The sequence below is a fragment of the Bacillus sp. JHAA genome, assembly GCF_036961585.1.
GTDB lineage: Bacteria > Bacillota > Bacilli > Bacillales > Bacillaceae > Bacillus > Bacillus velezensis.
In genome coordinates, this window is record NZ_JBAMDE010000006.1 from 196,639 (window position 1) to 217,539 (window position 20,901).

Genomic DNA, 20,901 nt, shown 5'->3' on the forward strand with positions numbered 1-20,901 from the left:
AGACTGATTCCTTACATTCTTGCAATTAATGTTAAAGGATACTTACTGTACAGATACTGACAGTAGTAAATGTTTTGAATGCTGAACGAGACATAATATGAAAAAAATCAATCTCAACTCTATTACACAAAAAGAAATCTTACAAATAGAAAAACAATTTGAACGAATCGCATTAAACAAAATAGAAAACAATCAAGAAAAGTTTAGAAAAATGGGATTGAAAATTGAAGCTGCTTTTGGAAGAGTCGGAGACGAAAAAGTAATAGGAAACGAAGTACAGCCCTCAGATTGTTTTGAGAATAGTTATAACTCATTAATATTTTTTTCTGTAGCTTATTTGGATGGTACCGACTTTCATGATAATGAAGATGGCTATTGTATAGACCATTTAGATATATGGATTTGTGAAAGAAGGTTGTTTTCGGGGAAAGTGGGATATTTAACAGATTTAGAAAGTGAAGAGGAAATAGCAAAAGAAATCCAAGATAAGATAAATCAATTGTTTTTAGAAGCTACAGATATAATAAAAATATTAAAAGAGTAATTTATGGCTTCTTTTAGTTATTTTTAGAGAAGAGATTTAGAGAGGTTACCAACCTCTCTTATCTTATATGATAAAAACCAAACTACACACGGAACACGTGGGAATAACATATCGCTGAGACGAAGTAAAAGACAAGCGCTACCGCTAACAGGCTACCAATACGACGAAGGAACTTATTCTATCTCATACGATTTACAGTGTATAAAAGATAGAAGGAGAGAATTAAATGTACTATTTTTATGAAATATCAACTCTCAATGACTATGATTCGGTTGAAAAAGAGTATAAAACAATAGAGGATTTAATATTTGTTATATTAAAAAATATGGAAAATAAACAATACGCAATGTATTCTTACTCTGTTTCAAATAAAGATAGTGATACTTGTATATTCTCAGCGAGCTTAAAAACAAATACTTTGTTTAATAAAAAAATCTCATTTATAAAAACCTCAGCAGAAGAGTACAAAAATACAATAATTGCGCATGAAAATATAATCTTATTGGAAAAAGATGTTGAGTTAAAAGATATATTAAATGGAGCCCCTTTAGCAGAGAAAACAATTATTAAAGATTTACTGGATTATGTTCTTTATCATATAGAAATAACAGATTCCGAGACAATCAGAATAGGATCTAGACATAAGGAAAATATTATAAACATTATTAAATAATGGCATTAAATAAAAAATAGATGAGCCTGTTGATCATCTTTTGGTTAACAGGCTTTTTAAAAAAAATTATAGATAATAAGTGGGTAGGTGATTAGAACTGAGACAGTAAAAGGTGACAATCGATTTAAACTTAGCTTGAATTCCAGAGCGTCATTCAAATCATTTACTACTAAATTAAAGCTATTAAGTAGAGAACGAGGAGACAGCATGGCCAAAATCGGAGACGGTTGTCTGGAACTTGAAATAACACCGAGAAGGTATCATGAGGCGAAGGATGATCCATTTATCTCAACAACGTTTGAACTGTTGGAACATAATAAAGCAATCGCCCGCGATTACTCTGCCGTTTTATTAGAAAGTGAATATAAAATGCTGATATCAGATATTGAAGCATTATCAGCAGGCAATCAAGACAGGATACGTTTAGAAACAATTGAACCATTTTTTATCCTAAGTATTGATAAAGAAAACGAACATTACAGATTTATCATTAGATTTATGGAGAATCATTCAAATACAACCTTCTATAAATTGAACTGTAATGAAGAAAAGCTAGAAATTTTCGTGAAGACTTTAAAATCAGATCTCAAAGACTCCAAAACTTTATTAGGGAGATAAACGGTGTACAAGACAATTAATGAATGGGTAGATTATATAGACGGAGGGTGCGCTGTCCTTCATTTTGACTTTCATGTGTTTAAAAAAGAGCTTTCACTTAAGATTCAGGTCGTTGAAAATAAAGCCGAATGTACGCATAACATTCTTTTTCAAAATGCAGCATCTGTTTATTTTAGTGCAGATATTGGTGATATGAGATTAGAAAAAATAGATCCGGAAGAATACAATTGGCAAGTATTTGAGATGAGTTACCACCCGGAAGGAATCGGTAATCTATCAAATGCTGTAATTCCGGAGTATCAATCAAATGCTAATTTTCTTATAAATATGAACAGCATGCTGATTGCTGTAGAAGCTGAAACAGTTCGCTTTGACGACCAATCATTTTATGCGTATCATCCGAAATCATAAATAAACAAATAAGAGAGGTTCCCAGCCTCTCTTTTCTTACATAACGAAACCGTTTACGGAGGTAAACATGAACACTCCTTTAAATTTACAAAAAGAATCATTGAGGGCTATAGGGAATCTGAATGTGATTAATCCGCTTAAATACAATTCGATTTATTCATGTGATCTAGTGAGTAAAGATACTTTTTCTCAATTAATGAATGACTTAGAGTTCGAAACAGCTCTAATAGAAGTAATGGCATTCCCTTCTTTTATTGAAGAATGGAAGAAGAAGGTTGAAAAGAAAATGATACATATGAATACTGTTTCGAAAAAGTTCATTCATATTGAATGTGCCCTAACCAAAGAACAATTGATGGCAGATCACTTATTAGATGAATTATATTTTTTAGCATCGATCAATGACTTTGTAGTTATAATAGCAAACCCTGCCAAAAATAAGTCCTATATGAACCTGAACACTCAAAAGGTTGATGTAACTACTGAAAATAATGAAAAAATCATTTGGTTTGAATACGATGCAGCAGATTTATATATCATTGATTAATTTAATATAAATTCCAGATTCCTAATCAACGGAGTGTTGCTGATGTTAGAACTTACCGCGGAGCGGGTTGGGTCATATAAAAGAGAGCACATCATCTATTTCAATGCGGGTCGGGATGATCAAGTGTTTATTGTGTCGGTGCATGATCACAAAGTAATATTGGAGGTTATGAAAGGCAGCTCTCTTTTAATCAAAAAAGAGTTACACGGATTTTCTGAAGATGCCCATTTCTATCTGGTTGATTCGTATGATGACACTATCGTGATCGTTTACCTGAAAATCATACGTGTCAATTAGCCGTATGCTGCGTAAACAGTAATAAAATCAATCCGATTTGTTCTTTTCTATTAAGCGCCAATGTATTTCATCTGGGTGAGGATGGATTACTATGGATCGGATTAACGGACGAGGGTATGTATGATGAGAGAAACCCTCAAGGGAAAGCGATATTTGCTTTTCATGCAGAAGACAGAACGTTTTATTTTAAAGACGATTTTAAAGAAATGATGCATGAGTGCTATGCCGTACAATCGATCAAATCTGATTTGTATGTATGTTTCGAGGGAGAGGATTGCTGTATCATCGGGCATTATCAGATTGGACGGGACAGAATTCGTACTGTTGCAGAATATGTGCTGGACGGCGATCAATACTCCTATTGTGATCAGCTATCCGTTTCGAAAAAAAGGGTGCTGCTGATTCAGAGTCACGAGGATACCCTATTTGCATTTCATGAAGAGAACAAAGGCTTATCAGAGACTGACGTCATGATACACGGTATTGATAGAAAAGGAGAAACAACGTACAGAGCCGTACAGGACCGCATGTTTATCTTTCATGATAACGATTTATATCTGGTGAAGTATTGATTACTTCTATGCAGCATACATGCCGGCAGAATGAAAATATCCTGTAAGGAAGTGTTCAGTGATGAGAGAAAAGTTAATTGACAAGCTTGAGGAAAACAAGAGGCATTTTTTAATGAAACAGGTGCGTGACTCGCTAAGATCTTGTGAAGAATCAGGGTTTGTTTATCAATTAGCTGAGGCAGAACAAAGCAGGCAGATATTTGAGACTATATTATCGAATTCTTTCCCAAGTGCAGTGCGTGAAGTTGATATAAGCGACAAGGAGACAGCCATATCGCTTATTTTAGAAAACATTGCGGATACGGGGGTTGAACGGATGAATGATATTGTTTATCTGTTTCATCCGTATAGTAATGAAGTCGGTGCTATCAAATGTGCGCTGAAGGATTGTGCAAGTCATCTGCACTGTCTCATGGATTTTATAGATTTTGAAGGCCGGCTGCTTTCTAACAGCTTTATTTTAGTGGAGCCGTCCTTCTCATTTTCTGTCTGTTTATTTCACACAGAATACGGCTGTGAGCTTGTGTGTAAACCGCCGAAAAGAGGTACAAGATGCATCCCTTTTTTATAAAGAACACAAAGGAATCGGCAGTCTTTCAATTTCGAATATATTCCTTATTTCATGAAGACAAAGCGTTGCCCGAACAAGTTTTTAAACAACGAAAACATTATTATCTATTTGAAGAATTCCACTGGGTCTTGTCTGAAGAAGGCTGGGAAATGCTCAAAAGTTTGGCGCATCATCATCACGATGAATTTATCTTAATGGCTGTTCTGACACAACCGGATGATATGAATCGGTTTTACGAGGAATTCGGATATTTTAACTGGTTAAAGATTCCTTTAAATATAACCGAAGATGAATATCTTTCAATCTTAACTGATTATCCAAAGCACAGTAAAAATGACAGCATAATGAATATTGCATCCCGCGTCGTATGGGCTTCACCGACTTTAAAGTGGGCGATTTACGGAGAGAGAGATTTTGAAATCTGTATTCTAGGTATTGATCAGGAGATTGCGGGAAAAACGTTAGGATCATGGAGGCCCTTAGACGACCGTGTTTTAGACTGGGTATCTGTTGTATTCCCGGATCAGATTGTTTCGGATGAATTTCAAAAAAAGCTCGCGGCGCATTATAAATACAAGGGGCAATTACATGAAAATAAAAATGAATAAGATAGTCGAAGAATCAGTAAAAGGATGTTTTTGTCATTTTGATAACTGCGGGCATCTGTATCTCGGACGGCATCAGAATGACGGGCTTTCGTTTACGATCATCGACGAATCAGGCGCTATCCGATTGATTCTGAGATGTTAAGATCCAACAGATATTCTTTAAATGATGACGTCATCCGAAACCTGAAATTATACAAAAAAGAATTAGAGGATCCGCTGCCTTCAGATACAGGGAGATTCGAAGAAGACTTTGAGGGGGCTGCCTGCGCGGGGGATTTTTATGAGTATTTCGCGCTTATCTGCGGCAGCTTAGATTTTGTGTTGGCGAATAAACAAATGCCTAAGCGCCAGCGTAAAGCCTTATATAAATCCTTTTTTGAGCTTTATCCGCAATATGCGCAGCTGAAATACGCTTTAACGGATTATCCGGAGCTCAGCCGGGAAATCGGGCGGCATGAACGGGTGAGAGGGCTGTTGGTCAGCATTTTAAACAAGAAATGAAAGGCAGGATTTTGACGTGAAAGAACCCACAAGAGCAGAATGTCTGAAAAAGGCTGGTCTGATCCTGAACGGTCAAGCGGCGAGGGAAGAAGTGTCGGATTGGGCGTGTGAGTACGTGACTGCAGATGATCCGGCGGTTGAGGACGAAACCGTTTGGTACATGCTCGTGTATTTGAGCGGGTTTGATCTGAAAGATTCGCCTGATTCGTATCTGCATACGATTGAAGAATTAAAAGATTGGGTGCAGTCATATAAAGAAATTCATGGGGGTTTGTAAGAAAAATTCATTTGAGTCAGACATGCCAATTCAGCTGAAAAAAAGGAGGCACAAAATGGAGTGGCACAAACATGAGAAAGCAGTTCTGTTGGGGCCGGATTCGCCGGGTTGTTTTGAATTGACGGAGTTTACGTTCTATACCGGGTATAACGAGTATTATGATAAAATCCCGGTGTTTGAGCTGAATCTGACTGATGGGCAGTATGATGCCGTGCTGCGTTTTGAGGGTGTGAGGGCTGCCCGGCTGGATGATCTTGAAAGCATCACCGACATCCATCTGGATATCAGCCCGGTCGACGGCGGCTGGGAATCGATCCGCTACTATGTCGATGACGGGGAAGGAAGCATGAGCTTTTATTGCGCCAAATGGGTCGTGCTTGACATGAAGAAAAAGCAGTCCCACGAATGGCCCGGCAAAACGTCAGGGTAAAGCGGCGGCATTTCGCGTATAATGAGGGGAGCCGGACAGAGAAGGAGTTTAGTCATGAATGAGTTTAATGAATATGCGATCAGCCCCGAAATCCGACGGGCGCTGAATGGCTTGCAATACACCGAGCCGACTGAAGTGCAGCGGCGCGTCATCCCCGCCGCGCTGCAAAAAAAAGACCTCGTTGTCAAATCGCAGACGGGCAGCGGCAAAACCGCAGCTTTCGGCATTCCGATCTGCGAGCTTGCGGAATGGGAGGAAAACAAACCGCAGGCGCTGATTTTAACGCCGACCCGCGAGCTTGCGGCGCAGATTAAAGAAGATATCACGAATATCGGCCGTTTCAAACGGATAAAAGCCACGGCGGTTTTCGGAAAAGCTTCTTTTGACAAACAGAAAACCGAACTGAAGCAAAAAAGCCACGTCGTTGCCGGAACGCCGGGGCGTGTGCTTGATCATATAGAAAAAGGGACGCTGCCGCTTGAACGGCTGGCGTATGTAGTGATTGACGAAGCGGATGAAATGCTGAATATGGGATTTATTGAACAGGTGGAAGCCATCATTCAGCATCTGCCGAAAAACAGAGTCACCATGCTGTTTTCAGCGACGCTGCCGGATGACGTCGAGAAGCTGAGCCGCACATATATGAAAGACCCTGAATTGATTGAAGTAAAAGCGGAAGGCCTGACGACAAAAGACATTGAGCATTTTGTCACCAGAACAGAAGAAGAGGACAAAACATCTTTGCTGCGTGATGTCCTGATCACCGAAAACCCGGACAGCTGCATTATATTCTGCCGGACAAAAGAAAGAGTCATCCAGTTAACCGATGAGCTGGACAGGCTGGGCTACCCTTGCGATAAAATTCACGGCGGCATGGTGCAGGAAGACCGCTTTGACGTCATGAATGAATTCAAACGCGGCGAGTTCCGCTATCTCATTGCGACCGACGTTGCCGCCAGAGGAATTGATATTGAAAACATCAGCCTCGTCATCAATTATGATATTCCGCTTGAAAAAGAAAGCTATGTGCACCGCACCGGCAGAACGGGGCGCGCCGGACACCGCGGACGGGCCGTTACGTTTGTGACGCCGTCTGAATCGCGGTTCCTGAATGACATTGAGACATATATCGGTTTCCGCATCCAAAAGCGGGAGGCGCCGTCTGAGAAAGAAACAGCGGAACGGAAAGCGGCTTTTGCGGAAAAACTGAACGCCCGCCCCGATGTCAAAACAGACAAAAGCGAACAGTTAAACAAAGACATCATGAAGCTGTACTTTAACGGCGGGAAAAAGAAAAAACTCAGAGCGGTCGATTTTGTCGGAACGATTGCGAAAATCGACGGCGTTTCAGCCGATGATATCGGGATTATCACGATTCTGGACAACGCATCGTACGTCGAGATTCTGAACGGCAAAGGCCCGCACGTTCTTGACATCATGAAAAATACGACGGTCAAAGGCAAAAAACTGAAAGTCCATAAAGCTAAGAAATAAAAAAGAAAGCCTGCCGCGCGCAGGCTTTTTTTACGCCGTCTCCTCGGGCACAAACGCAAGGATGCCAATCCCGATTACAAACAAAATGATCAGGCTGAACACGGCGGCTGACGAATTTCCGGTCAGCTGGGCGGTGACGGCAATCAAAAGCGGGCCGATAATCGAAGCGAACTTGCCGAAGATATTATAAAAGCCGAAAAACTCATTGGCGTTCTGTTTGGGGACAAGCTTTGCAAAGTAAGAGCGGCTCAGCGCCTGAATACCTCCTTGGGAAGTGGCGACAAGCATAGCCAAAATCCAGAAGTCAAAAGCGGAATCCATAAAATAAGCATACGTGCAGACAATCATATACACGCCGATTCCGGCATAAAGCATCGTTTTTCCCTTAAACCGTTCGGCCAGCCGCCCATACAAAATCGAAAAAGGCGCGGCGACGACCTGAGTGACAAATAAAACAATCAGCAGATTTGCCGCGCTGATGCCGAGGTCAGCCCCGTATGACGTGGACATTGTAATGATGGTGCCGACCCCGTCGATATAGAAGAAATAGGCGAGCAGAAACAAAAACACCGCCCGGTGCTTCCTGATCTGCTTCAGCGTGCCGGCCAACCGTTTAAAACTGCTGATTACAAGCCGCGGCTCCCTCTCGATATAATAGCGCTGGCGGACGCGGAGAAGGAGCGGGATCGAAAACAGCCCCCACCATGCCGCCGTAATCAAAAAGGCAATGCGGCCGGCAGCCTGGGCGGACAGCGGAATCACCTCCGCTTATGCTGAAAGAATCACGGCAATGCTGAGGAGAAAAGGGATCGTACTGCCGATATAGCCCAGCCCAAATCCTCTGGCGGACACCATATTCATCCGCTCCTTTGCGGCCACATCAACGAGAAACGCATCATAAAACACATTAGACCCGGCAAAGCCGATCGTGGAAATCGTATAACAAATTAATAACAGCATCCAAGATTCGCCGGGAATCAAAGCCAGCGCGGCGGTGCCCGCCACACCGATCAGAAAAAAGAAGGCAAAAAACCGTTTCTTGCATCCTTTGTAGTCGGCAATCGTTCCTAAGACGGGGCCGAGCATCGCCAAAATAAAAGTCGCGGCGGCAATCGTATAGCCCAAATAAGCGGTAGAATCCGCCGCGCTGACACCGTTTTCCGCCGCCGCGGCTTTAAAAAACAAGGGGAATACCGCCGTCATAATAATGACCGAATAAGCTGAATTGGCCCAATCATACAGCATCCAGCTGCTTTCTTCTTTCGAAAACCGTTTCATCACACACGCTCCTTCCCAAAAACCGGTTCTCTGCATTATATGCGCCGCTGCCTCATCGTTGGACAATGATTTCTGAACGGCGTTTTCTGATTGACCTGGAGATATTGACCTAGTTCAAAAAGGATGTAAAATCAAGGTGTAGCAGGTAAATGGTCAGGCGGGAGGGAGACAGAATTGAAGATTGCGAAAGTCATTAATAATAATGTTGTCAGTGTGCTCAAAGAAGGCAATCAGGAATTGGTTATCATGGGCCGGGGCATTGCTTTTCAAAAGAAAACGGGAGACCCGGTAGATGAAGCCCGCATTGAGAAAGTGTTCACGCTCGATAACAAAGATGTATCCGAAAAGTTCAAAACCCTTTTGTATGATATCCCGATCGAATGTATGGAAGTATCCGAAGAGATTATCAGCTATGCGAAATTACAGCTCGGCAAAAAGCTCAATGACAGCATCTATGTGTCGCTGACCGACCATATTAACTTTGCGATCCAGCGCAATAAAAAAGGGCTGGATATCAAAAATGCCTTACTGTGGGAAACGAAACGGCTGTACAAAGACGAATTTGCAATCGGCAAACAAGCGTTGGCCATGGTAAAAAACAAGACTGGCGTGTCTCTGCCGGAGGATGAAGCAGGCTTTATTGCGCTGCATATTGTCAATGCCGAGCTGAATGAAGAGATGCCCAATATCATCAACATTACAAAAGTCATGCAAGAGATTTTGAGAATCGTAAAATACCATTTTAAGATTGACTTCAACGAGGAATCACTTCACTATTATCGGTTTGTCACCCACTTAAAGTTTTTCGCGCAGCGTCTTTTTAACGGCACACATATGGAAAGCCAGGACGATTTTTTGCTGGAGACAGTGAAAGAAAAGTACCATCGGGCGTATGAATGCACGAAGAAAATCCAAACATGCATTGAGAGGGCGTATAAGCACAAGCTCACCAGTGACGAGCTGCTGTATTTAACGATTCACATAGAAAGGGTAGTCAAATAAGCATAATGAAAGCGTTGGCATTTTTGTTTTCTTGTATTCACTTTTTTACATTCACATATGATCTTGTTAGGATTGTTACTGATAAGCAGGCAAAACCTAAATTACAATGAGCGCTGATCATTTCTGTTTGTGCTGATGGTAATTTAGGTTTTTTTAAGATTCATTATTATCATTATTCTGACCGATGTCCCCTTTTAACAGAATCATGTATGATCGATAAAGAAATCGTTTTCAAAGAAAGGGGAATGCCGACATGTTTTATCGTATGAAACGAGTGCTGCTGCTTCTTGTCACTGGATTGTTTTTGAGTTTGTGTGCGATCACTTCTACTGCATCAGCTCAAACAGGCGGATCGTTTTTTGAACCTTTTAACAGCTATAACTCCGGATTATGGCAAAAAGCAAATGGTTATTCCAATGGAGATATGTTCAACTGCACGTGGCGTGCAAATAATGTATCAATGACGTCATCAGGTGAAATGCGTTTGGCGCTGACAAGCCCGTCTTATAACAAGTTTGACTGCGGGGAGAACCGCTCCGTTCAAACCTATGGCTACGGACTTTATGAAGTCAGAATGAAACCGGCTAAAAACACAGGGATCGTTTCATCGTTCTTCACTTATACAGGTCCAACGGATGGCACTCCTTGGGATGAGATTGATATCGAATTTTTAGGAAAAGACACGACAAAGGTTCAATTTAACTATTATACAAATGGCGCGGGAAACCATGAGAAGGTTGCGGATCTCGGATTTGACGCGGCCAATGCCTATCATACGTATGCGTTCGATTGGCAGCCAAACTCTATTAAATGGTATGTCGATGGGCAATTAAAACATACTGCGACAAGCCAAATCCCGACAAACCCGGGAAAGATCATGATGAACTTGTGGAATGGGATAGGTGTCGATGACTGGCTCGGTTCCTACAATGGTGTAAATCCGCTATACGCTCATTATGACTGGGTGCGCTATACAAAAAAATAATGTACAGAAAAGGATTTCCGCTGGCGGAAATCCTTTTTTAATTAAAACGAAATAATCCCAATCAAAAGCGCCGCAATCGTCATCACAATCGTTGTCCCCACGGCCCATTTAATAGTGAATTTTTGATGATCGCCAAAGCTGACGCCCGCCATTCCGACCAATAGATAGGTGGATGGCACAAGCGGGCTGAGCAGATGCACCGGCTGGCCCAGCAAGGAGGCTCTTCCGATTTCAGCGGCGTCTATTCCGTAAGCGGAAGCGGCTTCGGCGATGATGGGAAGCACACCGAAGTAAAAGGCGTCATTTGACATGAAAAAGGTGAAAGGCATGCTGGCAATCGCAGTGATCAACGGCAGATGCGGGCCCATGGCATCAGGGATGAGGGAAACGAGAGAATGCGCCATCGCATCCACCATTCTTGTGCCGGAGAGAATGCCTGTGAATATGCCTGCCGCAAACACCATTGAGACAACGTTTAACGCATTACCCGCATGCGCTGAAATCCGTTTCTGCTGCTCTTTGACATTTGGATAGTTGATCATCAAGGCGATGGCGAACGCGATCATAAAAAGAACAGGGATGGGAAGCAGGCTGGTGATCAGCGCGGCCATCAGGGCGACAGTGAGCAGCAGGTTGAACCATTGGAGAGCGGGACGCTTCAGCGGCGCCGCCTCCGGATCAGAAGACGGCGCGTGTTCAATTGAAATGACACCGAGCCGCTTCCGTTCTTTTTTTCCGAGGAGATAAGCAACGGCGATCACCCAGAGAACGCCGGCAATCATAGCAGGAATCAGCGGTGTGAAGACCTCCGACGTGTCCAATTTCAAGGAAGCCAAAACCCTCGCCGTCGGCCCGCCCCACGGAATAATATTCATGACGCCCGAACCGAGCATCGCGATTCCCGCCAGCACCAAACGGTTCATGCCGAGCCGTTTGTAAAGGGGCAGCATTGCCGCAATCGTAATCATATACGTTGTTGTCCCATCTCCGTCCAGCGAAATGGTCATCGTCAGAACCGCTGTGCCGATGGCGATTTTTAACGGATCCCCTTTGACAAGCGATAGAATTTTGGCAATGAGGGGATCAAACAGACCTGAGTCAATCATAATGCCGAAATACAGGATGGCGAATAACAGCATGATCCCGGTAGGAGCGAGGTCTGTAACGCCTTGAATCATCATCTCGCCGAGATCTTTGCCAAATCCGCTGATCAGGGCAAACACAACAGGAACGACAATCAAAGCAATAAGAGCGGAAAGCCGATTAGACATAATAAGATACATAAAGACAATCATCATCACAAAACCGAGTATGGCAAGCACGATATGACCTCCCCTGTTCAACAGCTATTTCGGTAAGCGTTTTCACAATTTATTTCTGTGAAAATGGCTTATTTCAAAATGTGTATGACCGCATATGTAAATACAGACCTAAAATCCTAATGAGCGGATCAGCAGTTTATATGAAGAACGCCGCGGGTAAATGTGCTGTAGAATGTTTCGTTTTAAAAGGGGGAACTGACATGAGTGATGATCAAAACAAACGAGTAAATGAACACTCAAAGGACGAACAGCTGGAGCAGTACCGGTCTGATAACAGCGGCAAAAAAATGACGACCAATCAGGGGCTTCGCGTGTCTGAGGATGAACATTCTTTAAAAGCGGGCGGCCGCGGCCCCACGCTGATGGAGGATTTTCATTTTCGTGAAAAAATGACGCACTTTGACCACGAGCGGATTCCGGAACGGGTCGTTCATGCGCGCGGGTACGGTGTTCATGGGCATTTTCAGGTGTACGAACCGATGACGGAATATACACGGGCGAAATTTTTGCAGGACCCGTCCGTCAAAACGCCTGTTTTCGTCCGTTTCTCAACAGTGGCGGGTTCCAAGGGGTCAGCCGACACCGTCCGTGACGCCAGGGGATTTGCGACGAAGTTTTATACTGAAGAAGGGAACTATGACCTCGTCGGAAACAATATTCCGGTGTTCTTCATTCAGGACGCGATCAAATTCCCGGATCTCGTTCACGCCATAAAACCGGAACCGCACAATGAAATGCCGCAGGCTGCGACGGCTCATGATACGTTCTGGGATTTTGTCGCTAATAACCCTGAGTCGGCTCACATGGTCATGTGGACGATGTCTGACCGCGGCATCCCGCGGAGCTATCGGATGATGGAGGGCTTCGGCGTGCATACGTTCCGTTTCGTCAACGAGAAAGGAAAAGCGCGCTTTGTAAAATTCCACTGGAAACCCGTGCTCGGCGTTCATTCCCTCGTATGGGATGAAGCGCAGAAAATTGCCGGGAAAGATCCCGATTTCAACCGCCGCGACCTGTGGGAAACGATTGAAAACGGCGGCAAAGTCGAGTATGAGCTCGGTGTTCAGATGATTGACGAAGAAGATGAATTTAAATTTGATTTCGATATCCTTGATCCGACGAAGCTGTGGCCGGAGGAGTTGGTTCCCGTCAAGCTGATCGGAAAAATGACCCTTGACCGCAATCAGGACAATGTCTTTGCGGAAACGGAACAGGTCGCCTTTCACCCGGGAAATGTCGTGCCGGGCATTGATTTCACCAATGATCCGCTTCTTCAGGGCCGGCTTTTCTCTTATACAGATACACAGCTCATCCGTCTTGGCGGGCCGAATTTTCACGAGATTCCGATCAACCGGCCGGTCTGTCCGTTCCATAACAACCAATACGACGGCTACCACCGGATGACGATTAATAAGGGTCCCGTCGCCTATCATAAAAATTCCCTGCAGAACAATGATCCGTCGCCGGCTTCAGAAGAAGAAGGCGGATACGTTCATTACCAGGAAAAAGTAGAAGGCAGAAAAATCCGCCAGCGCAGTGAGAGCTTCAATGACTATTTTTCTCAGGCGAAGATGTTTTGGAACAGCATGTCTCCCGCCGAGAAAGAACATATCATCTCCGCGTTCTGTTTTGAAGTCGGAAAAGTGAACAGCAAGGATGTGCAGCAACAGGTGGTTGATGTCTTCAGTCACGTCGACGCCGGGCTTGCCGAGCGTGTTGCGAAAGGAATCGGCGTGAACCCGCCGCCGAAGGACCGTGAATCTGATGAAACGTTCACTTCCCCGGCCTTAAGCCAGGAAAACACGGTGAAGACGGCAGCGACAAGGCAGGTCGCGGTTTTAACCGACCACGGGTTTTCTGATGAGAAAGTCAAACAAGTGCTTGACGCATGCAAACAGGCGGGAGTCAGAGCCGATATCATCAGCCCCGCGCTGGGAACCGTCAAGGGAGAAAACGGTACGGAGCTGAAAGCGTCAGCCACTTTCCTGACAGCGGATTCCGTCCTGTACGACGCTGTTTTCATTCCGGGCGGTAAACAAAGCACAGACAGCCTCAAAGCCCAAAAATCGGCCAGAGACTTCGTCAGCGAAGCCTTCAGCCATTACAAAGCGATCGGCGCCTCCGGTGAAGGAAAAGAACTTCTCGCCCTCGCCGCCGGAACCGAAAACGGCCCCGGCCTTGTTCCGGACGGGAACCATGAACAATTTCTGAAGGCCGTGGCTGAGCATCGGCATTGGGACAGAAACATATAAGAATAAAAAGCGCCTTTTATGAGAGGGGCGCTTTTTTCTTGTGAAAGAAAACGAAAATGGCTTCCGTGCAAATCCGTCCGGGACATTCAGACAACAGTTTTAGAGAGTCAGGGCATTGCATTATTTAAAGGGTTCTGACTGATGGTGAAATAATCTTTGGTTTACTTCCGCTCTGTGTTTGTGTATCTTAGGGGTAGATTTTCTGGAGGAGCGAATGATAGTGAAGCCGTTTACCGAAAAACAACTTGAAGAATATTACCGGCGTGACGAAAACATGATGATTTTGGTGTTTGCCCAATGGTGCGTCAATCATGACCTTGATCCGATGGCCATTTACAGCAAGGCTTATCCCGGACAGCCTTTAAACGAAGAGCTGCAAAAAACGGCTGAAGAGCTTGTCGTGCCGAAGGAGGAATCAGAACCGATTCCTGATCAAACCGTCATCGGCGTTTTGGAGATGTTCGGCAACTCCGATTTGGCGGAAGCCGTTTATGAAGCCATTGCGCAAAGACCTTCACGGTAAAAGAGGCATGGATTTTCCATGTCTCTTTTTTTCATGGAGAAAATGTGAAAGAAGGCCCAGAAACAATTTGCTGATCCGCGCTGTCTATAGAGTGTAACCCGTTTTCAAAAAGGGAACGGTAATGAAAAGGAGGAGTTGTGATGAAAAAGGCATTCAAAATGATGGCGGCCGTGCTCTTAACCGTGCTGACAGCCGCGCCGTTCGGAGGTTTCGCGCCTTCAGCCGAGGCCGCGCAAACCGCAAAGCCTGTTGTCAAAAGCCATACGTATAAGCATGTAAAGCAGCTGACATACCCCGAGGTCACAAATACGGGAAACGCATCTTTTGAAAAGAAAGTCAATCAGGACTTCAAGCGCTATATTGAACAATCGTACAAAGAATATGTGAAAAACAAAAAAGACGGTGAAAAACAAGGCTACAAAGCGGAATACCAAACAGATTTTAAGGTGAAGTATAATCAAGACGGCAAGCTCAGCATTCAGACGGAAGACTACAGTTACACAGGCGGCGCACACGGGCTGACATCCGTTCAGACCTTTAATTACGACCTGGCCGCGAAAAAACGGGTCACACTCGATAATGTGCTGAATACAAAAACGAAAGCTAACAAAACGAGAGACTATCTTTACGGCTACATCAAGAAACATGACGATCTGTTTGACCAGGACGTCAAAAAACAAGAGATCATCCTGAATAGCGAAAGACCTTTCTTCTTTACGAAAAACGGCATTGCCGTTGTGTTCGGACAATATGATCTCGGACCTTACGCGGCAGGAATCCGGGACGTTTTCGTACCTGCATCCGTCTATCAATAAAAAAAAGCGATATCACTCCAAAATGGAGCGGTATCGCTTTTTTTCTTTTACCAGACAAACAATCCGACAATCGCCGCGCTCAATAAGGAAACGGCAATTCCGCTGACAAGCAGCTTCCAGACGTTTTTTCCGATGATGGCTGATTTTTCACCATCAAGCAGAGATTGATAAGATCCGTAGATCATACCGATGGTGCTGAAGTTTGCGAATGATGTCAGGAATGTCGTAGCCACGGCAATCGTGTGCGGCGGAAGTGAATTCAGCTGCCCTTTCAGATCGGCCATTGCCACAAATTCATTCGTCGCGAGCTTGATGCCCATCAGCTGTGCGACATACATCGCGTCATGTACGCCTAATCCGAGAAGGAAGGCAAACGGACTGAAGATGTATGAGAAAATCTTTTGAATGGTCAACCCGTGCATGAACAGTCCGAGTACGCCGTTTAACGCGGCCGTTAACGCCACATAGCCGATCACCATCGCTAAAATGACAATGACCATGTTCATGCCGACAAGCATACTGTTAGAAATCGTGGAGAAGAAGTCTTTTTTCTCCGCTTTTGAAGGAACGTAAATAATATCATCCTCTTTAGAAACGTCCACGGGGTTCAGCATATTGGCGATTAAAAGCGCGTTTAAGCAATTCAGCGGGATGGCTGTAAACACATAAGTGGACGGAACCATCGTCAAGTACGATCCGATGATCGAGCCGCTGATGCTGCTCATGCTCATCAGCCCGAATGTCAAAAGCCGATTGTTGCTGACGGCGGCAAGCTGCTGGCGGATGACGGCTAAAGCTTCCGTATTTCCTAAAAACATCATCTGGATGGAGAAAAAGCTCTCCAGCTTCGGCAGACGGGATATTTTAGAAATCAGCCAGCCGATTTTATCAATGAGCCACGGCAGAATACCGAAATACGACAGCATATCAAAGAAGGTCACGACGAAGATAATCGGCAGCAATGCGCTGAAGAAAAAATCAACCGTCGGGTTCGCCATGACAGACGGAAAAGCGAACGCAATCCCTTGACTGGCGCAGGAAATCAGCCATGTAAAGAACGCGCCGATCTTCCCGATGACAAAGCCGCCGACTTTTGTCCCTAACATAAACCAAGTAATCAGAAACTCAAAGACGAGGAGCATGACAATCGGACGCCATTTAATCTTCTTCTTGTTGGGAGAGCATAAGAAAACAACAGCCATGACAACAATGAGACCGACAATGTTCAATAAAAAGTACATGTGAGCAACTCCTATAAGGGTATTATGGAAATAAAAAAAGCTCCTATTCGTCACAAATTCCTGAAAGCCAGAAAGTGTGATAAATAAGAGCCAAAAGAAAAGAATAGACTGACAGCATCATATGCTTTTCACTCGTTCAAATTTATGCAAACTTTCTTGTAGTCTAGTCTTTTACGGCACTAGGTAGAAACAATCAGACCATATTACTGATCATATACAAGAATAACGATATTACATGAGATAGCAGTATTTTATCGTTTCAATTTTTGAAAATCAACCTTTTTAGATATTTTCAAAATAATAAATTTATATTATAAATAAAGAAAATAAAGGATGTGCATAAGTAATTGGATAATAAAGGTATAAAAAACCCCTGAAAACCGTTCCGATTCATTGTAAAGACGGGATGCAGCTGATAAAATGGATCTGAGGGCACAGCCTTCAAAAGACGGCAGAAAAGGGGTCATTTTCGTGATCATCCAGTTCATTCGTTACAGATAATGAGAGGTATAGATAAATAGGTTAAACCTTCCAATTCAGCAAGGTTTATTTGTCTATGCCTTTTTCATTTCATCGGAATAACGAATGAATGAGGTGTTTTTTTGACGTCTATAAAAAGAAAACGCGCGGAATTACTGCAATCATGCCAGTCCGTGTTCAGGTGTCCGCTATGCCGGTCGGCCATGGCGGTCTCACAATACCGAAGCTTGATTTGCGGACAGGGGCATACATTTGATATATCAAAACAAGGATATGTGAATTTCCTCAATAAATCGGTCAAAACCCGCTATGACAGGCAGCTGTTCGAAGCGAGACGCGAGCTTTTTGACAGCCGGGAATTTTTTGCGCCGGTTCAAAAGGAGATTGCCGCCATCATCACCCATATTCAATCTCCGCAAACATCAGCGGCGATATTGGATGCGGGGTGCGGAGAAGGGTCTCATTTAGCCGCCGTATGCAAATGGCTTCAGCCTGCTTTTTCCGTGACGGGAATCGGCATTGATCTCTCGAAAGAAGGTGTGCTGCATGCCGCAAAGGCCTTCGGGAATCATATGGTTTTTGCCGTCGCTGATGTGGCGGATGCGCCGTTTGCCGACAGCTGTTTTGATGTCGTGATGTCTGTTTTATCACCTTGGAATTACAAGGAATGCAGCAGGCTTTTACGAAAGGGCGGCACAGTCATTAAAGCGGTGCCGCGGCGTGATTATTTGAAGGAAGTAAGGGAATTCTTCTTCGGAGACAGCCCTCGGCGGAATGACACCGCCGATTCTGCGGCCGGACGATTCCAAGCGGGCTTTCAAACCTTTGAGCGCAAACGGCTGTGTTACACAAAGACTTTAGCGCAGCTTGACCTCGAGCGGCTTGTGAAAATGACGCCCTTAACATGGAAATGTACTGATGACAGCATCCGGCGGTTTATCAGCCGGAAAGAGGCTGATGTCACGATAGATATCGATATTTTAATCGGAACCGATCCGCTGTAAAACGGAAAAGACACGCTAATCGCGTGTCTTTTTTTTTTATTTCCAGACTTCACCGGCAATGTTGACGACATGGCGCAGTTTCGCCCATTGCTGTTCTTCTGTGATCAGGTTTCCTTCCTCAGTGGAGGCGAATCCGCATTGCGGGCTGAGGCAAAGCTGATCCAGGCTGACATATTGTGAAGCCTCTTCAATGCGGCGTTTAATCGCGTCCTTGTCTTCAAGTTCGCCATGTTTCGACGTAATCAAGCCAAGCACAAGCTGAAGATCAGAGCGTTTGACATAACGGAGCGGTTCAAAGCCGCCGGAGCGGGAATCATCATATTCCAGAAACAATCCGTCAAGATCAAGCCCGTCAAAAATCGTTTCAGCCGCTGCATCATAGCCGCCTTCAGCCGTCCAAGTGGATTGGAAGTTGCCGCGGCAGATATGCATCGTAACCTTCAGATCGTCAGGGCGATCCTTGATGGCGTCATTAATGGAAGCGGCAAACAGCTTGCGCAGCTCATCCGGCGTCGTGCCGAAAGCTTCAATCTGACGAAGCCCAGCTTCTGATAAGAAAACGGCCCATGCGGTGTCATCGAGCTGAAGGTAGCGGCACCCGGCGTCATAGAAAGCTTGAATCGCTTTTTTATACGCTTTTGACACATCGTGCTGAAATTGTTTGTAATCATTCTGGTAGGCCGCTTTTTCCAATTTTCCGCGGAAAAACAGCATATTCGGACTTGGGATGGTCATTTTCGGAACAGCATCGCCGGCAATGCTGTGCAGGAATTTATAATCTTCGAGCATCGGATGCTGAGAAAAATCAATATCTCCCGTTACTTTAATGCCGCGCGCTTTCGTCTGTACGTTGTGAAATTGAATGCCGCTTTCAGGCGTAAACGCTTCGACGCCGTCTAAATTTTCGAGAAAATCAAAATGCCACCAGGCCCGGCGGAATTCGCCGTCAGTCACGACATTGAGGCCGGTTTCTTTCTGCTTTTTCACACTGCGGATGATTTCTTTGTTTTCGATTTCGCGCAGCTGTTCTGCCGAAATCTCACCCGCCGCTCTTTGCAGGCGGGCTTGCTTCACAGCCGCCGGCCGCAGCAGACTTCCGACCTGATCCGCGCGAAACGGCGGGTTTTTTCTTAGAAGCGTATGCAATGGTTGTTCTGTGTTTTGCTGTGACATGAACGATTCCTTCTTTCCTGATGAAATATAAAAAAACTCTTCCCTCGGATAGGGAAGAGCTTGCGTCCGCAAATCTCAACCTTATCTTCAGGATTTAGCACCGTTCTGCTGAACAGCGGTTGCCGGGTATCATAGGGCCAGTCCCTCCACCTCTCTTGATAAGGAAATATGCTATTTTTCAGAATAAACTGTAATACTCTTAATCTTAGTATATTATCTTATATTGTCAATATATTTCGATAAATATTTTTATTTATCACCCTCAAATAGAATCATATCTATCACAATGGCGATCGCGAGACAAAGAACGATATCCTCTTCCTTTTCAATCTGCAAATGATAGGAATCGCCCCAGCTCATCCATGATTTGGTGACGGTCATCCGGTTTGATTTTCCGTCTGTCACTTGAAAATTCCGGCCCCACACATCGCCGGTAAGATCCCAGCCGAGTCCGGAAATTTCAAATTTCGGTTTGAAAAACGTGACTTTCTTGATGACTTGGCAGACGGGTTTGCCGCTGACGGAAATCTCGTAACGGGGAACGAGCGACATCAGTTTCTGGTTGACGCTGGCGAGCGTTCGGCCGTCCAAATCAGTCAGTTTCAGTTCATCACCGAATGAAAACAGCTTTCCTTCAACATTGTAGACTTCTTTTCCGCTTTCAAGAAACACTTGAAAACGATTCTTAAACGTAAACATTCGCTCTTTGATGTAAAAATGGTACATAAAAAAACTCCTTTTTTATGTTGTACGAAAAAAGGAGGCGGTTGGTTTCATATCGGCCGGGTGCATAAAAAAAAGGCTGCCGATTTTGCGGCAGCTGTCGTTTTTATGATAGCGGCATCCGGCGTTTTTGACGGATCGCATTTAAATCAATGATGTTATTCGTGTCGGCAGCTGTCACCAGCGGGCTTGTCTTTGGCGTTTTCCGGCGGTTGTCCTTACTGAAAGAGAAAACAAGATACCCTGTCAAAGCAGCAAAAATAAGTAGCATCATTTTACATACCTCCCAAAAAAAGTTTTGGTATTATTATTGTACGAAAAAACAAACGAAAAGTATTCAAACAATTGTCACTTTTTTAAAAAATAACGTCATTTTCCGTAAAAATGACTATGGGTTGAAGAGATTTTGCTCTTGTTGTGGTTCTATAGATTGTATCGGCTGATGAATGACGATCGTTTATATAACTTTTTCACTATTTTTTGTAAGTGTCTAATTAACTACTTCAGTGTTTTCGTTTGCCTTGTGTTATTCAGTACCCTAAAAAACCTTATCATATGCA

Annotated in this window: 23 protein-coding genes, 2 pseudogenes and 2 riboswitches; of the genes and pseudogenes, 19 read left to right on the forward strand and 6 right to left on the reverse strand. The window is 44.1% G+C overall.

The genetic code is table 11. The features are described from left to right. Positions 1-97 precede the first annotated feature (97 nt). The 13 genes and pseudogenes from V7728_RS15335 (at position 98) to V7728_RS15395 (ending at position 7,543) form a co-directional block, all read left to right on the forward strand. The gene (locus V7728_RS15335; protein WP_047936315.1) at positions 98-544 is read left to right on the forward strand and encodes a hypothetical protein; all 447 of its coding nucleotides are present in this window, start codon (positions 98-100) and stop codon (positions 542-544) included. A gap of 226 nt (positions 545-770) precedes the next feature. After that, positions 771-1,217, forward strand: a complete 447-nt coding sequence (locus V7728_RS15340; protein WP_032869333.1) for a hypothetical protein — start codon at positions 771-773, stop codon at positions 1,215-1,217. Positions 1,218-1,424: 207 nt separating this feature from the next. After that, a complete protein-coding gene (locus V7728_RS15345; protein WP_032869335.1) occupies positions 1,425-1,835 on the forward strand; it encodes a WapI family immunity protein in 411 nt (136 codons plus the stop codon). A 3-nt stretch (positions 1,836-1,838) separates the two neighbouring features. Beyond that, a complete protein-coding gene (locus tag V7728_RS15350) occupies positions 1,839-2,246 on the forward strand; it encodes a YxiG family protein (protein WP_025285511.1) in 408 nt (135 codons plus the stop codon). Positions 2,247-2,313: 67 nt separating this feature from the next. Continuing rightward, positions 2,314-2,793: a hypothetical protein gene (locus V7728_RS15355; RefSeq protein ID WP_025285510.1), complete on the forward strand. Its 480-nt coding sequence runs from the start codon at positions 2,314-2,316 to the stop codon at positions 2,791-2,793. Positions 2,794-2,835: 42 nt separating this feature from the next. Continuing rightward, positions 2,836-3,662: pseudogene (locus V7728_RS15360) on the forward strand (hypothetical protein). A 61-nt stretch (positions 3,663-3,723) separates the two neighbouring features. Then, positions 3,724-4,233, forward strand: coding sequence for a YxiF family protein (locus tag V7728_RS15365; RefSeq protein ID WP_099567204.1), 510 nt, complete (start codon positions 3,724-3,726; stop codon positions 4,231-4,233). Further along, the gene (locus tag V7728_RS15370; protein ID WP_099567203.1) at positions 4,215-4,841 is read left to right on the forward strand and encodes a hypothetical protein; all 627 of its coding nucleotides are present in this window, start codon (positions 4,215-4,217) and stop codon (positions 4,839-4,841) included. Before V7728_RS15365 ends, V7728_RS15370 begins: the two co-directional genes overlap by 19 nt. Then, on the forward strand, positions 4,822-4,983 hold the full coding sequence (locus tag V7728_RS15375) for a hypothetical protein (RefSeq protein WP_189318606.1): 162 nt from the start codon (positions 4,822-4,824) through the stop codon (positions 4,981-4,983). The genes V7728_RS15370 and V7728_RS15375 overlap by 20 nt, the downstream gene beginning before the upstream one ends. Continuing rightward, positions 4,977-5,342: a YxiJ family protein gene (locus V7728_RS15380; RefSeq protein WP_099567202.1), complete on the forward strand. Its 366-nt coding sequence runs from the start codon at positions 4,977-4,979 to the stop codon at positions 5,340-5,342. The genes V7728_RS15375 and V7728_RS15380 overlap by 7 nt, the downstream gene beginning before the upstream one ends. 16 nt (positions 5,343-5,358) lie before the next feature. After that, on the forward strand, positions 5,359-5,619 hold the full coding sequence (locus tag V7728_RS15385) for a hypothetical protein (RefSeq protein ID WP_042635618.1): 261 nt from the start codon (positions 5,359-5,361) through the stop codon (positions 5,617-5,619). A gap of 55 nt (positions 5,620-5,674) precedes the next feature. Then, entirely contained in the window at positions 5,675-6,049 is a 375-nt protein-coding gene (locus V7728_RS15390; RefSeq protein ID WP_099567201.1) for a hypothetical protein, read from the forward strand. A 54-nt stretch (positions 6,050-6,103) separates the two neighbouring features. Beyond that, positions 6,104-7,543: a DEAD/DEAH box helicase gene (locus V7728_RS15395; RefSeq protein ID WP_007407785.1), complete on the forward strand. Its 1,440-nt coding sequence runs from the start codon at positions 6,104-6,106 to the stop codon at positions 7,541-7,543. A gap of 30 nt (positions 7,544-7,573) precedes the next feature. On the opposite strand, the pseudogene V7728_RS15400 reads toward V7728_RS15395, so the two are convergent. Further along, positions 7,574-8,824, reverse strand: a pseudogene (locus tag V7728_RS15400) (MFS transporter). A 171-nt stretch (positions 8,825-8,995) separates the two neighbouring features. Between V7728_RS15400 and licT the strand changes: the two are divergent. Together licT and bglS are read left to right on the forward strand one after the other, a co-directional pair. Further along, positions 8,996-9,823: a BglG family transcription antiterminator LicT gene (gene licT / locus V7728_RS15405; RefSeq protein ID WP_038460389.1), complete on the forward strand. Its 828-nt coding sequence runs from the start codon at positions 8,996-8,998 to the stop codon at positions 9,821-9,823. Positions 9,824-10,076: 253 nt separating this feature from the next. Continuing rightward, positions 10,077-10,808 carry a beta-glucanase gene (gene bglS, locus V7728_RS15410; protein WP_007407782.1) on the forward strand — a complete coding sequence of 244 codons (732 nt, stop codon included), beginning with the start codon at positions 10,077-10,079 and terminating at the stop codon, positions 10,806-10,808. Positions 10,809-10,849: 41 nt separating this feature from the next. Here bglS and citH read toward each other — a convergent pair whose 3' ends face one another. After that, entirely contained in the window at positions 10,850-12,130 is a 1,281-nt protein-coding gene (gene citH / locus V7728_RS15415; RefSeq protein WP_059367523.1) for a citrate transporter CitH, read from the reverse strand. 200 nt (positions 12,131-12,330) lie between these two features. Here citH and V7728_RS15420 point away from each other — a divergent pair, with 200 nt between their 5' ends. The 3 genes from V7728_RS15420 (at position 12,331) to V7728_RS15430 (ending at position 15,720) form a co-directional block, all read left to right on the forward strand. Continuing rightward, positions 12,331-14,382, forward strand: a complete 2,052-nt coding sequence (locus tag V7728_RS15420; protein ID WP_082998191.1) for a catalase — start codon at positions 12,331-12,333, stop codon at positions 14,380-14,382. Between the two features lie 214 nt (positions 14,383-14,596). Beyond that, positions 14,597-14,905: a hypothetical protein gene (locus tag V7728_RS15425; protein WP_038456400.1), complete on the forward strand. Its 309-nt coding sequence runs from the start codon at positions 14,597-14,599 to the stop codon at positions 14,903-14,905. 140 nt (positions 14,906-15,045) lie between these two features. Further along, positions 15,046-15,720 carry a DUF3298 and DUF4163 domain-containing protein gene (locus V7728_RS15430; protein WP_082998192.1) on the forward strand — a complete coding sequence of 225 codons (675 nt, stop codon included), beginning with the start codon at positions 15,046-15,048 and terminating at the stop codon, positions 15,718-15,720. A gap of 47 nt (positions 15,721-15,767) precedes the next feature. On the opposite strand, the gene V7728_RS15435 is transcribed toward V7728_RS15430, so the two are convergent. Continuing rightward, positions 15,768-16,961 carry a NupC/NupG family nucleoside CNT transporter gene (locus V7728_RS15435; protein WP_007407776.1) on the reverse strand — a complete coding sequence of 398 codons (1,194 nt, stop codon included), beginning with the start codon at positions 16,959-16,961 and terminating at the stop codon, positions 15,768-15,770. 139 nt (positions 16,962-17,100) lie between these two features. Next, a riboswitch (purine riboswitch) is annotated at positions 17,101-17,201 on the reverse strand. Positions 17,202-17,563: 362 nt separating this feature from the next. Here V7728_RS15435 and V7728_RS15440 point away from each other — a divergent pair. Beyond that, positions 17,564-18,445 carry a methyltransferase domain-containing protein gene (locus V7728_RS15440; RefSeq protein WP_082998193.1) on the forward strand — a complete coding sequence of 294 codons (882 nt, stop codon included), beginning with the start codon at positions 17,564-17,566 and terminating at the stop codon, positions 18,443-18,445. Between the two features lie 36 nt (positions 18,446-18,481). Here the strand turns inward: V7728_RS15440 and V7728_RS15445 are convergent, their stop codons facing one another. The 3 genes from V7728_RS15445 to V7728_RS15455 all read right to left on the reverse strand — a co-directional run bounded on the left by V7728_RS15445 (position 18,482) and on the right by V7728_RS15455 (position 20,615). Next, positions 18,482-19,618, reverse strand: a complete 1,137-nt coding sequence (locus tag V7728_RS15445) for a 5-methyltetrahydropteroyltriglutamate--homocysteine S-methyltransferase (RefSeq protein ID WP_012118791.1) — start codon at positions 19,616-19,618, stop codon at positions 18,482-18,484. Positions 19,619-19,696: 78 nt separating this feature from the next. Beyond that, a riboswitch (SAM riboswitch) is annotated at positions 19,697-19,783 on the reverse strand. 84 nt (positions 19,784-19,867) lie between these two features. Then, positions 19,868-20,344 carry an LURP-one-related/scramblase family protein gene (locus V7728_RS15450; RefSeq protein ID WP_012118790.1) on the reverse strand — a complete coding sequence of 159 codons (477 nt, stop codon included), beginning with the start codon at positions 20,342-20,344 and terminating at the stop codon, positions 19,868-19,870. Between the two features lie 103 nt (positions 20,345-20,447). Beyond that, entirely contained in the window at positions 20,448-20,615 is a 168-nt protein-coding gene (locus tag V7728_RS15455; RefSeq protein WP_003150808.1) for a hypothetical protein, read from the reverse strand. Positions 20,616-20,901: the final 286 nt, after the last annotated feature.

Excerpts from the sequence above, each read along its gene's own strand:
- V7728_RS15390 (WP_099567201.1), top strand. The coding sequence starts at position 5,675 with ATGGAGTGGCACAAACATGAGAAAGCAGTTCTGTTGGGGCCGGATTCG.
- V7728_RS15430 (WP_082998192.1), top strand. The coding sequence starts at position 15,046 with ATGAAAAAGGCATTCAAAATGATGGCGGCCGTGCTCTTAACCGTGCTG.
- V7728_RS15355 (WP_025285510.1), top strand. The coding sequence starts at position 2,314 with ATGAACACTCCTTTAAATTTACAAAAAGAATCATTGAGGGCTATAGGG.
- bglS (WP_007407782.1), top strand. The coding sequence starts at position 10,077 with ATGTTTTATCGTATGAAACGAGTGCTGCTGCTTCTTGTCACTGGATTG.
- V7728_RS15420 (WP_082998191.1), top strand. The coding sequence starts at position 12,331 with ATGAGTGATGATCAAAACAAACGAGTAAATGAACACTCAAAGGACGAA.
- V7728_RS15380 (WP_099567202.1), top strand. The coding sequence starts at position 4,977 with ATGTTAAGATCCAACAGATATTCTTTAAATGATGACGTCATCCGAAAC.
- V7728_RS15425 (WP_038456400.1), top strand. The coding sequence starts at position 14,597 with ATGATAGTGAAGCCGTTTACCGAAAAACAACTTGAAGAATATTACCGG.
- V7728_RS15450 (WP_012118790.1), bottom strand. The coding sequence starts at position 20,344 with ATGTACCATTTTTACATCAAAGAGCGAATGTTTACGTTTAAGAATCGT.
- V7728_RS15375 (WP_189318606.1), top strand. The coding sequence starts at position 4,822 with ATGAAAATAAAAATGAATAAGATAGTCGAAGAATCAGTAAAAGGATGT.
- V7728_RS15435 (WP_007407776.1), bottom strand. The coding sequence starts at position 16,961 with ATGTACTTTTTATTGAACATTGTCGGTCTCATTGTTGTCATGGCTGTT.
- V7728_RS15340 (WP_032869333.1), top strand. The coding sequence starts at position 771 with ATGTACTATTTTTATGAAATATCAACTCTCAATGACTATGATTCGGTT.
- V7728_RS15335 (WP_047936315.1), top strand. The coding sequence starts at position 98 with ATGAAAAAAATCAATCTCAACTCTATTACACAAAAAGAAATCTTACAA.
- V7728_RS15365 (WP_099567204.1), top strand. The coding sequence starts at position 3,724 with ATGAGAGAAAAGTTAATTGACAAGCTTGAGGAAAACAAGAGGCATTTT.
- V7728_RS15455 (WP_003150808.1), bottom strand. The coding sequence starts at position 20,615 with ATGATGCTACTTATTTTTGCTGCTTTGACAGGGTATCTTGTTTTCTCT.
- V7728_RS15370 (WP_099567203.1), top strand. The coding sequence starts at position 4,215 with ATGCATCCCTTTTTTATAAAGAACACAAAGGAATCGGCAGTCTTTCAA.
- V7728_RS15395 (WP_007407785.1), top strand. The coding sequence starts at position 6,104 with ATGAATGAGTTTAATGAATATGCGATCAGCCCCGAAATCCGACGGGCG.
- V7728_RS15445 (WP_012118791.1), bottom strand. The coding sequence starts at position 19,618 with ATGTCACAGCAAAACACAGAACAACCATTGCATACGCTTCTAAGAAAA.
- V7728_RS15345 (WP_032869335.1), top strand. The coding sequence starts at position 1,425 with ATGGCCAAAATCGGAGACGGTTGTCTGGAACTTGAAATAACACCGAGA.